This window comes from Telluria sp. PB2R4, from assembly GCF_059685695.1.
This window is the reverse complement of the sequence record NZ_JCASIC010000013.1, coordinates 95,229-106,069: the sequence shown is the minus strand read 5'-3', so window position 1 is coordinate 106,069 and position 10,841 is coordinate 95,229. Positions and strand designations below refer to the sequence as shown.

The 10,841-nt window shown below is 67.9% G+C and carries 12 protein-coding genes; 4 read left to right on the top strand and 8 right to left on the bottom strand.

What is annotated here, in order from left to right:
* Positions 1–3: 3 nt before the first annotated feature.
* Entirely contained in the window at positions 4–1,251 is a 1,248-nt protein-coding gene (locus tag AC56LU_RS19765; RefSeq protein ID WP_497177320.1) for a DUF2254 domain-containing protein, read from the top strand.
* A gap of 7 nt (positions 1,252–1,258) precedes the next feature.
* Here the strand turns inward: AC56LU_RS19765 and AC56LU_RS19760 are convergent, their stop codons facing one another.
* Both AC56LU_RS19760 and AC56LU_RS19755 read right to left on the bottom strand, forming a co-directional pair.
* Entirely contained in the window at positions 1,259–1,633 is a 375-nt protein-coding gene (locus tag AC56LU_RS19760) for a histidine kinase dimerization/phospho-acceptor domain-containing protein (protein ID WP_497177319.1), read from the bottom strand.
* Complete coding sequence (locus tag AC56LU_RS19755) at positions 1,634–3,232, bottom strand: PAS domain S-box protein (RefSeq protein WP_497177318.1); 1,599 nt, start codon at positions 3,230–3,232, stop codon at positions 1,634–1,636. It lies immediately after the preceding gene.
* A gap of 132 nt (positions 3,233–3,364) precedes the next feature.
* On the opposite strand from AC56LU_RS19755, the gene ribA reads away from it, so the two are divergent.
* From ribA to AC56LU_RS19740, 3 genes are all read left to right on the top strand, one after another.
* Positions 3,365–4,036 (top strand): GTP cyclohydrolase II, encoded by a 672-nt coding sequence (ribA, locus tag AC56LU_RS19750; protein WP_497177317.1) that lies wholly within the window; start codon positions 3,365–3,367, stop codon positions 4,034–4,036.
* A 75-nt stretch (positions 4,037–4,111) separates the two neighbouring features.
* Positions 4,112–5,590, top strand: a complete 1,479-nt coding sequence (locus AC56LU_RS19745) for a S1 family peptidase (RefSeq protein ID WP_497177316.1) — start codon at positions 4,112–4,114, stop codon at positions 5,588–5,590.
* Complete coding sequence (locus tag AC56LU_RS19740) at positions 5,587–6,561, top strand: FHA domain-containing protein (RefSeq protein WP_497177315.1); 975 nt, start codon at positions 5,587–5,589, stop codon at positions 6,559–6,561. Before AC56LU_RS19745 ends, AC56LU_RS19740 begins: the two co-directional genes overlap by 4 nt.
* A gap of 30 nt (positions 6,562–6,591) precedes the next feature.
* On the opposite strand, the gene AC56LU_RS19735 is transcribed toward AC56LU_RS19740, so the two are convergent.
* From AC56LU_RS19735 to AC56LU_RS19710, 6 genes are all read right to left on the bottom strand, one after another.
* Positions 6,592–7,152: a phasin family protein gene (locus AC56LU_RS19735; protein WP_497177314.1), complete on the bottom strand. Its 561-nt coding sequence runs from the start codon at positions 7,150–7,152 to the stop codon at positions 6,592–6,594.
* Between the two features lie 133 nt (positions 7,153–7,285).
* On the bottom strand, positions 7,286–8,179 hold the full coding sequence (locus tag AC56LU_RS19730) for an ion transporter (RefSeq protein WP_497177313.1): 894 nt from the start codon (positions 8,177–8,179) through the stop codon (positions 7,286–7,288).
* The gene (locus AC56LU_RS19725; RefSeq protein ID WP_497177312.1) at positions 8,176–8,598 is read right to left on the bottom strand and encodes a VOC family protein; all 423 of its coding nucleotides are present in this window, start codon (positions 8,596–8,598) and stop codon (positions 8,176–8,178) included. Before AC56LU_RS19725 ends, AC56LU_RS19730 begins: the two co-directional genes overlap by 4 nt.
* Positions 8,588–9,142, bottom strand: a complete 555-nt coding sequence (locus AC56LU_RS19720; protein ID WP_497177311.1) for an NADPH-dependent FMN reductase — start codon at positions 9,140–9,142, stop codon at positions 8,588–8,590. The genes AC56LU_RS19725 and AC56LU_RS19720 overlap by 11 nt, the downstream gene beginning before the upstream one ends.
* Before the next feature lie 49 nt (positions 9,143–9,191).
* The gene (locus tag AC56LU_RS19715; protein ID WP_497177310.1) at positions 9,192–9,500 is read right to left on the bottom strand and encodes a hypothetical protein; all 309 of its coding nucleotides are present in this window, start codon (positions 9,498–9,500) and stop codon (positions 9,192–9,194) included.
* Positions 9,501–9,504: 4 nt separating this feature from the next.
* The gene (locus AC56LU_RS19710) at positions 9,505–10,779 is read right to left on the bottom strand and encodes an MFS transporter (protein ID WP_497177385.1); all 1,275 of its coding nucleotides are present in this window, start codon (positions 10,777–10,779) and stop codon (positions 9,505–9,507) included.
* Positions 10,780–10,841: the final 62 nt, after the last annotated feature.

Sequence of the window (10,841 nt, the reverse complement as noted above, 5' to 3'; positions counted from 1 at the left end):
AGCATGCCAGACCAGTTCCACTTCCTGCTGAATCGGTTGCGCGAGCGCCTATGGGTCAAGCCCTTGATCGCCTGCATCCTGTCGGTGGCCGGCGTGCTGCTGGCCCACCTTGCCGACAGCATCCCGGTGGACTGGAAGGTGCCGGAAATCGCGCAGGGTTCGGTCGTGGACCTGCTCAAGATCATTGCCGCCAGTATGCTCGGGGTGGCCACGTTTGCCGTCGCATCCATGGTGGCGGCCTATGCGTCGACCGGACAATCGGCGACCGCGCGTGCGTTTCCCCTGGTGCTAGCGGACGACGTGTCGCAAAACGCACTGTCCATCTTTGTTGGCGCCTTCATTTTTTCCATCGTCGCGCTGAGTGCGACCACCAACGATTATTTCGGCAAGGCCGGGCGTTTCACCCTGTTCGTCCTCACCTTGCTGACGCTGGTCGTCGTGGTCCTGATGTTCGTTCGCTGGGTCGACAGCATCGCCCGCCTCGGCCGCCTGGGCGCGGTCGTGGCCAAGGTCGAGGAGGCGACCGCCGGGGCGCTGGCGCGGCGCCTGCAACATCCTTGCCTGGGCGGCCTGGCCGCCAGCGGCCCTCCCTGCGGCCTGGCCTTTCACAGTGACAAGAGCGGCTACCTGCAACGGGTCGACATGGCCGCGCTCCAGCGCATCGCAGTCAAGCACAAGCTGCGCATCACCCTGGGCGCCGTTCCCGGTTCGATGATCCTGCCTTCGCGCCCACTCGGCTATGTGCTGCCGGATTCCCCCGACAGCGGACCGGTCGAGGCCGATCTCTTGCGCAAGGCCTTCATCGTCGGTCCGCTGCGCCAGTTCGACGACGATCCGCGCTTCGGGCTCGTCGTGCTGGCAGAGATCGCCTGCCGCGCCCTGTCCCCGGGGATCAACGATCCCGGCACGGCCATCGGGATACTGGGGGCGCTGCACCGCTTGTTTGCACGCATGGCCGGACGGCAGGAGCCGGACGAACCCGAGTACGACCGCATCGAGGTGCCCGCCTTGCCGCTGGCGGACATGTTCGAAGACGTCTTTCCTGCCATCGCGCGCGACGGCGCCGGCATGATCGAAGTGGCGATGCGCGTGCAGCGGGTGCTGGGGGAACTGGGCCGCTGCGACGATGCACAGATGCGCATCGTGGCCGGGCAGCATGCAAGCCTGGCGCTGGGCCGTGCCGAGCGCGCGCTCGACTTTCCGCCCGATCTGGCACAGCTGCGGCTTCACCATGCGGACTACTGGCGGTGACAGGTCCTCAGGCTCGGCCTTCCACAGGCCTGGCGACCTGTGGGCTTAATGTGCTGCGGCCGTCGGCAGCCCGACGACGAAGCGGGTCCCCTGGCCCGGGCGCGGTGCCGAAGCCGATCGTGCCGCCGTGTTCCTCGATGATCGCCCTGCTGATCGCCAGCCGCAGGCCGGTGCCGCCGCGCGTGCGCGAGTCGGCGGCGTCGGCCTGTGCGAAGCGCTGGAAGACGCGCTGCTGGAATTCCGGCGCGATGGCGGTCAGGCGCGCGGCGTCCGGCGGCAGTTCGCCCGCCATGCCGTCGGCCGGCATCGCCAGCGCGGCCTGGATCGAGGTCAGCGGCGTGCGCAGTTCGTGCGAGACGGTCGAGACGAATTCGTTCTTCATCTACTCGACCCGCTTGCGCCCCGAGATATCGTGCAGGAACACGCTGAAAAAGGCGTCCTGTCCCTGGCCGGCCAGGCCGGCCGTCATTTCGATGGTGAATTCGCGGCCGGAGCGGTCGATCACCACGTGCTCCAGGCGCCCGTCGAGCAAGGCCAGGTGGCCGGTCTGGCGGAAGGCATGCAGCGCCTGGCCCAGGCTGGCGCGGTAGCGCTCCGGCAGCACCAGTTCGGATATTGGCCAGCCGACCGCCTCGTTGCGGCGCCAGCCGAACATGCGCTCGGCCGCGCCGTTCCAGTCGAGGATCAGGCCGCGCTGGTCGACGGCAATGAAGGCGTCCTGGGCCGCTTCCACGATGGCATTGATGCGCTGCTCGCTGGCCTGCACCGAGGCCAGCGCCCGTTCCAGCTCGCGGGTGCGATCTTCCACTCGCTGTTCCAGCGTGGCGTTCAGGTCGCGCAGTTCGGCCTGCTTTCGCATCAGGTCGGTCACCAGGCCGTTCAGGGTGCCGGACAGCGCCTCGACCTCGAAATAGTCTTTCGCGTTGGGCACCAGCTGGACCGCTTCGCCGCGTCCCAGGCGCTCGGCCGATTTGGCCAGGGCGCCGAGCGGACGGGTGATGCGGCGCGCCACCAGCACGCCGGCCAGCGAGAACAGCACCGCCAGCGCCGCGCCGCTCCACAGCGCCTGTTCGCGCAGGCGGCGTACCGGGGCATACGCGTCGGCTATGTCCTGGCGCACCAGCACGGTCCAGCCCAGGCCCGGATACATGCCGCGGCCGAGCGTGGCGCCGTAGCCCACCTGGTAAGTCATGCCGTCCGGCCACTGCTCGACCAGGTAGCCGGTACGCTTTTGCTGGGCCAGGCGCAGGCTTTCCAGCGAAATCTTCCGGCCCTGCAGTCCCGAAGGGCCGAGCAGGACGGTTCCTTCCTTGCTGACGATCAGCGCCTGCACCTTGTCGCGTTCCTGGATTGGAGCGATGATCGAGCGCTCCACGTCACGCGCCCATTGCCACGACAGGTGTACGCCGAGCACACCCGCGGCCTTGCCGTCCAGGCTGGTATAGGGGAAGGCCACGTCGACGAAGCGGCGCGGCTCGCCGCTCTCACCCGGCAGCAGCCTGGCCAGCTTGACCGCTTCGTGCACGTCGCCGACATGCACGCCGTCGAGGGCATTCTTGAACCACGGGCGTTGCGACACGTCGACGCCCTCCAGCAGGCCGCGCGCTTCCACGATCACCCGGCCGTCCAGGCCGGTCATGCCGATCCAGTCGTAGTAACCGTAGGTCTCGCGCATGTCGGACAGGACCTGGCGGCGCTCTGCCTGCACGATGCCGGGATCGCGCAGCGTACGCCGGCGCGCCATGAGATTCACCTCGCGGTAACGCTCGGCCATGCCGCGATCGAGCTTGTCGGCAGTCTGCCGCGCCAGCTCGCCGAGATTGCGGCCGATGCTGCCCTTGACCTGCTCGTTGGAGGAGCGCTCGATGACCAGGACCAGCAGCACGGTGAGGACCACGCTCAGCAGCGAGAAAGCGAAGGCCAGCCAGGCGCCGAGGCCGCGCCGGCGCGGGCGGCCGGAAGAGACGGGAAAAGTGTCCATTTGGGAATCGTACATGAAACAGTTACGCCAGCGTAACTGTTTCCGCACGTAGGCCGGGGCCGCCGCACGGCAGTGTCGGATTTCCGGTAAACTACACGGTTACTGCAATACGCTCCAGACAAGAGAAACGCCATGTCCACCCCTGCCGCCGCCAACGACCAGCTGCTCGATTACGTCACCTCGTGCGCCCTGCCGACTCCATGGGCGCAGTTCACGCTGCACGCCTTCATCGAGCACTCGACGGGCAAGGAGCACCTGGCGATGGTGCTGGGCGACATCAAGGACGGCGAGCCGGTCCTGGCGCGCGTGCATTCCGAATGCCTGACTGGCGACGTGCTGTTCTCGCAGCGCTGCGACTGCGGCGCCCAGCTCGAGGGCGCGCTGCAGCGCATCGCCGAGGAAGGCCGCGGCGTCCTGCTGTACCTGCGCCAGGAAGGCCGCGGCATCGGCCTGGTCAACAAGATTCGCGCCTACCGCCTGCAGGAAGCCGGCGCCGACACGGTCGAGGCCAACCTGCAGCTGGGCTTCCACGCCGATGCCCGCAACTACGAGCTGTGCAAGCCGATGCTGGAACAGTTCGGCGTGCGTTCGCTGCGCCTGATGACCAACAACCCGCGCAAGATCGACGCCCTCACCCGCCTCGGCATCGAGGTAGCCGAGCGCGTGCCGCTGCTGGTCAACCGCAATGCCTTCAACAACAGCTACCTGAATACCAAGCAGGCCAAGCTGGGCCACATGATGGGGCCGCAGGAATTGGCCGCCGGCACGGCGGCGGCCGCCCTGCTCGAGCCGAACGCAGGCTGAAGCAAGCCTGGCGCGCGCACAGAGCGTGCGTCCAGTGGCAAGATAGTGCTTCCTTCTCGCCAATGATTGGAATGCATGAAACGAACTGCCGCCGCCTTCCTGCTGTTCTGCCTTGCCGCCGGCGCAAGCACGGCGGCGCCGCCCGACGGGGCCACCCGAACTCCGCGCACCGGCGCGAGCTCCGGCACCACCGTGCTGCCGCCGCCTCCCGTGCCTCCGCACCTGTTACCATCTGCCCCGCCCGGCGCCATCCCACCGGCCCCCGCACCGGATGAGATCGACGCCCAGGACGCCCTGCCGCCGCCGTCTTCGGCCGCCCAGGACCTGTACTCGTCGGCGCGCGGCGACCTGCTGCAGATCCGCATGCTGCTCAAGAACGGCCGCACCCAGTCCACCGTGGGCTCGGGCTTTCTGGTCGGCACCGGCAACCTGGTCGTTACCAATTACCACGTGGTGTCGCAAATGGCGCTCGACCCGGACGTCTATACCGCCGAATTCGTCGACACCGACGGCAACAGCGGCCCGGTCGAACTGATGGCGGTCGATGTCCTGCACGACCTGGCGATCCTGCGCGTCAAGCGCGAAGGCAGCGGTTTCTTCAAGGTGCCCGAGCGGCCGGTGCGCCTGAGCCAGGGGCAGCGCCTGTACTCGCTCGGCAATCCGCTCGATCTCGGATTCGCGATCTCGGAAGGCGCGTACAACGGCGTGGTCACACGCAGTTTCTACGACCAGCTCATGTTCGGCGGGCCGATCAATTCCGGCATGAGCGGCGGCCCCAGCGTCACCGGTAACGGCACCGTGGCCGGCGTCAACGTGTCCAAGCGGCGCGACGGCGAGTCGGTCAGCTTCCTGGTGCCGGTGAAGTACGTACAGGAACTGCTGCGCAAGCTGGCCAGCCAGCCGGCGCCGCCGAAGGATTTCAATCCGCTGATCGCCGCCCAGCTGCTGGAGCACCAGCGCGCCATGGTCGACCGCCTGCTGGAGGAGCCGCTGGCGATCAAGAGCATGGGCCCCTACCTGGTGCCGGTGCGCGAATCCGGCCAGCTGCGCTGCTGGGGGCGCTCGAACGTGAAGGCCGAGACCGCCTACACCGCGGACCTGATGAGCTGCGCGATGGAGTCGGCCATCTACGTGTCCTCGAATCAGCAGACCGGCCACGTGTCGATGACCCACCAGTACATCCGCTCCGACAACCTGGCACGGCTGCCCTTTGCCACCCTCGCCAGCAAGCGCTTCGGGGCCGCGAAGCTGGGCAGCATGAATGACCCGCGCCTGACCAAGCCGGTGTGCACCGAGCGCTTCGTGCACACCCGTACCCTGCCGCTGCGCGCCGTGACCTGCGTGCGCGCTTACCGCAAGTTCGCCGGCCTGTACAACTTCACCTTGCTGACGGCCAGCACGAATGCCGCCGAATCGAGCCTGCAAAGCCGCCTGGACGTCGCCGGCGTTTCCTATGAAAACGGGATGCGCGTCACGCGCGCCTTCCTCGGTTCGTTCGGGCGCAATGTCAGGCGGCCGCCGGCTGCAGCCGGCCACCCGGGGGGCCGGCAATGAGGGGCCCCTGGACCGTCGAGATCCTGGCCCGCAACGGCGAGGTGCTGCACCGCCACCGCGCGGCCAGCCTGCCGATCCGCGTCGGCCGCGCCTACGACAACGACTTCATCCTCGACGACGAGTACGCCGCCGCACACCACGCCGTCATCGAAGAGGCAGCGGACGGCACATTGCTGATGCGCGACCTCGGCACCCTGAATGGGCTCAACTCCGGCCTGAATCGCGGCCGCAAGCGGGTCCAGCAGATTGAGCTTACCGGCGACACCGTGGTGCGCATGGGCCATACCTCGCTGCGCGTGCGGGCTGCGGACTTCCCGGTGCCGGCCGAGCTGCGCGACCGCACCATGCACGGATGGGAAGGCCTGTTGCCCGGCATGGTCGGGGTGCTGCTGGCGGGGCTGGTGGCCCTCCTGGTGACCTGGCTGGCCGACGCCCAGCCTCGCCAGCTGCTGAACTACGTGCTGGCTCCCAGCGCCGGCATCGGCGTGGCGCTGCTGTGGAGCAGCCTGTGGGCCTTCCTGAACCGCCTGTTCGGGCGCTATACGCGGCTGGGACGGCACCTGTTCATCTTCGGCTGCGGCCTGGCCGCGCTGGTGGGCTTCCGCCTGCTGGCGGCGACCGTCGCCTATGCCTATTCGCTGGAGTGGCTCACCCGCTACGGCTCGCATGCGGCGGTGGCGACCATCGCCGGCATCATCTACTTCCACCTGGCGACCATCAGGCCGCCGCTGCGGCGGCGCCTGCGCGCCATCTGCGCGCTGGCCGCCGTGCTGGCTTCCAGCCTGGTGCTGATCGTGAACCAGCAGCGCCACGGCCGCGTCGCGGACGAACTGTACATGGCGGTGCTGCTGCCGCCGGAACTGCGCGCCAGCCCGGATGCGACCGTGGCGGAGTACATGGCCGATGTCGAGGCCATGCGTGCGGAGCTGGATGCGAAACGTGGGGCCCAGCCGGCGGCAGGAAACAAGTGAGGCCGCCGGCTGGGCTTTAAGAGCGCGCGGTCAAGCCGAGGCGCTGGACGGGCGGGCGCCGCTGGATTTCTGGCTCTCTGGTGTGCTGCGCTGGGCGTCGCCGTTGCCGCTCATCGATGCCCGGGCTTCACCGTTGGGACGTTTGAACGGATCGGTCCGGTTGCGCAGGGCTTCTTGCTGGGTGCGGATGTTGCGCTCGGTTTCCTCGGCGGTGGTGCGCGCCACTTCGTCGACCAGGGCGCGCGCAGTGCGCGTGGTGTTCTGCACATGTTGCTCGGTCACGCGCGCCAGCTCGGCCTGGGCATCGGCGGCCAGGCGCGAAATATGCTGCTGGTAGGAGCGCAGCTTCTCGGTGGTGGGCTGGGCCCGCGCGGACGCGGCGCTCAGGACTTCGGACTGGCGGTCGGCACTGATGATCTGCTGGCTTGCCAGCGTACTTTCCTCGACCAGGGTCTGGACCAGCTGGATGTTCAGGTCGCACATCTGCTGGTAGGAATGGAACACTGACTTGGACATGTCGTTCAGGAAGGCGGTCTGCGCATCCATATGGGAGCGTACTGCCGGGGTCACGGATTGTGGGAAGAGAAACATGTATTGACTCCGTTGCGTAACGAAAAGAAAGGGCACGCCATGGCCGGCGAAGCAGGCCGTGACACGAAGGTAGAAGCTTAGAGACGTGGCCTGCCGCGCGTTTGATCTGGCCCAAACGTGTGCCGGTACGCCCTCAGTGCCCAGCCTGCGCGGCGGGCAGCCAGGCGCCGCAATCCTTGCAGAAGTTCGCACCCGCGTCATGGCCGGTGCTGCCGCAGTCCTCGCAGCGAAGCTCCTGGCGGCTCGGACCATGGCGGCGGTCGTTGCGGCGCGCCGTCATCTCGGCAGTCACGATGCCGGTCGGCACCGCCAGGATGCCCCAGCCGAGCAGCATCATGAACGATGCGATGCCCTTGCCGAGCGGGCTCTGGGGCGTGATGTCGCCGTAGCCGACGGTGGTCATCGTGACGATGGCCCAGTACATCGCGGTCGGGATGCTGGTATAGCCATGCTCGGGACCCTCCACGACATACATGACCGTGCCCAGGATCAAGACCGCCATCAGCACCGCCGACAGGAACACCATGATCTTGCGCCGGCTGGCTGCCAGCGCCTCGCCCAGGCGGGTGTACTCTTCGATGTAGAGCGTCAGCTTGAAGATGCGGAATATGCGCAGCAGGCGCAGGATGCGGATGTCGAGCAAGGCTTCGCTGCCGGGCAACAGCAGGGAGACATAGGTCGGCAGCACCGACAGCAGGTCGATCAGCCCATAGAAGCTGAGGGCGTAGTGCAAGGGCCGGCGCACCGTTGCCAGGCGCAAGATGTACTCGACGGTGAACAGCAGGGTGAACATCCACTCCAACCCATCCATGAGACCGGCATGGCGGGCGCGAATCGCCGCCACGCTGTCGAGGACGACCACCAGGATGCTGAGCAGGATCGCCACCACCAGTCCGATGTCGAAGGCGCGCCCGGCCGGTGTATCGATGCCGAAGATGACTTCGTGCACGCGCGCACGCCATCCGCCGGCAGGCCCGGCGGATTCAACCGGATGGAACGCATCGCGCCGGCGCTTGACGGCGTTCATCGGTAACGGGCACCCTTGAGCTCGACGGTGTTGCGCTCCGGATCGAGCAGGTAGATCGAGGGGCCCTCGCCTTCCGCGCCGTAGCGCGATTCCAGCGGGCCGGCGGCAACCCCGTAAGCTGCCAGATGGCGCCGGATCGCCGCTTCGTCGAAGGGCTCGACGCGCAGGCACAGGTGGTCGAGGTTGCGCCCGCCCACGGCGGGCGCGGCGCCGCCTTCGCGCCCGAGCTTGCTGTTCACGGGGACCAGGTCGATCAGGGCCTGGCCGGCGCGTAGCTGGATCAGGCCGAGCTCGTCGAGGCGGCGCTCGACGCGGCAGCCCAGCACGTCGCCATAGAAAGCGATCATCGTGTCGGGCTCAAGCACACGCAGCACGATGTGGTCCAGCCCCCTGACGGGGATGGGATGATCAGCCGGCATGGCGCTCGACCCACGCGGCGAAGCTGTCGATGAAGGTCTGGAAGAAAGCGCGGCTGCCATCGTCGACCAGGCGCGCGCCGTCGTACTTGCCGGCGACCATGCCGACATAGGCTTCCGGCGCCGGCATGCAGGGCATGTTCAGGAAAGGCAGCATCTGGCGCAGGTGGTGGTTGGCGCCGAAGCCGCCGAGCGCACCGGGCGAGACGCTGACGACCGCGCACGGCTTGTCGGCCCAGGCCGCCTTGCCATAGGGGCGCGAGCCGACGTCGATCGCATTCTTCAGTGCACCCGGCACCGAGCGGTTGTACTCGGGCGTGCAGAACAGGATGCCGTCGGCCTCGGCGATGCGCTCGCGGAAACGCGTGAACGCGGCGGGCGGGTTGTCGGTCTCGTCGTCCTGGTTGTACAGCGGCAGGTCGCGGATCTCGACGATTTCCATGTGCAGGCTGGCGGGCGCCAGTTCGATCATCGACTGCGCCACCTTGCGGGTGAACGAGTCCTTGCGCAGGCTCCCGACGATGACGGCGATATTGCGTGTGGCCATGGTGATCCTTTCGGTTGCGGTCTCAAAACCCAATGGTAAGCATTTTCGCTCAAAGCCGCAGACGCTTGCGCTCGCCAAGAAAACGCGTCAGTGCCGCCTTGCTCATCACGCGCACCGGGTCGCCGTGCCAGGCGTACAGGAAGGGCTCGCCGCCCAGGCGGTCGGTGAACTTGGCCGAGATCAGGAAACGGGTGCCGAGCGGATAGCGCGCCGGATCGCTGAGCGCGCGCGAACACTGCACCCGCAGCGAGGTCGCGTAGGCCTGCCCCGGCACCGGGCGGATCCGTACCCGCCCCGTGCGTGGATCGATGATCGATTCGACCGCCACCTCCCGGTAGGCCCAGGCTTCGCGCGCCACGCCGTCAGCCCTTTGCCGCCAGCGCGGCGGCAGGCAGCACAGGCGCCTCGCGGATCGGCAGGTTGATCAGCGCGGCTGCCAGCGCCAGCACGATGTCGGCATACCACATCCAGGTATAGTCGCCGAAGCGCACGAAGGACAGGCCGCCCAGCCAGGCCCCGAGGAAGCCGCCGATCTGGTGCGACAGCAGCGTCAGTCCGAACAGCGTGGCCAGGTAGCGCATGCCGAACAGCTTGCCGACCAGGCCGGCGGTCGGCGGCACCGTGGCCAGCCAGGTGAAGCCGAGCGCACCGGCGAAGAGGTAGAAGGTCAGCGCGGTCTTGGGCGCCAGCAGGTAAAGCACGATCAGCACCGCGCGGCTGGCGTAGATGATGGCCAGCAGCGACTTCATCCGAAAGCGGCTGGCCAGTGCGCCGGCTGCCAGGCTGCCGGCGATGTTGAACAGGCCGATCAGCGCCAGGGCGGTGGCCGAGACCCCGGCCGGCAAGCCGCACAGGGCGACTTCCTGCGGCAGGTGGGTGACCAGGAAGGCGATGTGGAAACCGCAGGTCAGGAAGCCCAGGTGCAGGCACAGGTAGCTGCGGTCGCGCATGGCCCGGTGCAGCTGTTCGGTGAGGGTGATGCCCGGCGCGACGGGCGCCGCTGCCGGTGCCGCAGCGGGCGTTGCTGCAGGCATTGCGGCGGGCGCGGCAGGCTGCTTGCGCATGCCGAGCGCCAGCGGAATGGTCAGCAGGGTCGTGGCCGCCATGGTCAGCATGGCGACGACCCAGCCGGCGGACGCGATGATCGCCTGCATCAGCGGCGCGAACACGAACTGGCCGAAGGACCCGCCGGCGTTGATGAAGCCGGAGGCGAAGGCGCGGCGCTCGCTTGGCAAGCGCTGGGCGGTGGCGCCGATCAGGATCGAGAAACTGCCCGCCCCCGCCCCCGCGGCCGACAGGAGGCCCATGCTGAAGATCAGGCCCCACTCGGAATCCATGAAGGGCGTGGCGGCGGTGCCTGCCGCCAGCATGAGGCCGCCGATGACGATGACCCTGGCCGGCCCGTACTTGTCGGCGATGGCGCCGAACACCGGCTGCGAGGCGCCCCACATGAGCTGGGCCACCGCCATCGCGAAGCTGATGGTGGCAATGCCGAGGCCGGTGGAGGTGTTGATCGGCGACAGGAACAGCCCCGTGGTCAGGCGCGCGCCCATCGTGATCATCAGGATCGTGCTCGCGGCCAGGATCAGCATCCAGGCCGCACGCGGCGTCATCGACTCGGGTGGATGTGAATGCATCATGTGCGGCTCCTCGAATGGGCGAAATGCGAATTCGAGGAATTATAGTGCATATGCACGCA

Excerpts from the sequence above, each read along its gene's own strand:
- AC56LU_RS19765 (WP_497177320.1), top strand. The coding sequence starts at position 4 with ATGCCAGACCAGTTCCACTTCCTGCTGAATCGGTTGCGCGAGCGCCTA.
- AC56LU_RS19720 (WP_497177311.1), bottom strand. The coding sequence starts at position 9,142 with ATGGCCACACGCAATATCGCCGTCATCGTCGGGAGCCTGCGCAAGGAC.
- AC56LU_RS19710 (WP_497177385.1), bottom strand. The coding sequence starts at position 10,779 with ATGCATTCACATCCACCCGAGTCGATGACGCCGCGTGCGGCCTGGATG.
- AC56LU_RS19725 (WP_497177312.1), bottom strand. The coding sequence starts at position 8,598 with ATGCCGGCTGATCATCCCATCCCCGTCAGGGGGCTGGACCACATCGTG.
- AC56LU_RS19760 (WP_497177319.1), bottom strand. The coding sequence starts at position 1,633 with ATGAAGAACGAATTCGTCTCGACCGTCTCGCACGAACTGCGCACGCCG.
- ribA (WP_497177317.1), top strand. The coding sequence starts at position 3,365 with ATGTCCACCCCTGCCGCCGCCAACGACCAGCTGCTCGATTACGTCACC.
- AC56LU_RS19740 (WP_497177315.1), top strand. The coding sequence starts at position 5,587 with ATGAGGGGCCCCTGGACCGTCGAGATCCTGGCCCGCAACGGCGAGGTG.
- AC56LU_RS19755 (WP_497177318.1), bottom strand. The coding sequence starts at position 3,232 with ATGGACACTTTTCCCGTCTCTTCCGGCCGCCCGCGCCGGCGCGGCCTC.
- AC56LU_RS19730 (WP_497177313.1), bottom strand. The coding sequence starts at position 8,179 with ATGAACGCCGTCAAGCGCCGGCGCGATGCGTTCCATCCGGTTGAATCC.
- AC56LU_RS19735 (WP_497177314.1), bottom strand. The coding sequence starts at position 7,152 with ATGTTTCTCTTCCCACAATCCGTGACCCCGGCAGTACGCTCCCATATG.
- AC56LU_RS19745 (WP_497177316.1), top strand. The coding sequence starts at position 4,112 with ATGAAACGAACTGCCGCCGCCTTCCTGCTGTTCTGCCTTGCCGCCGGC.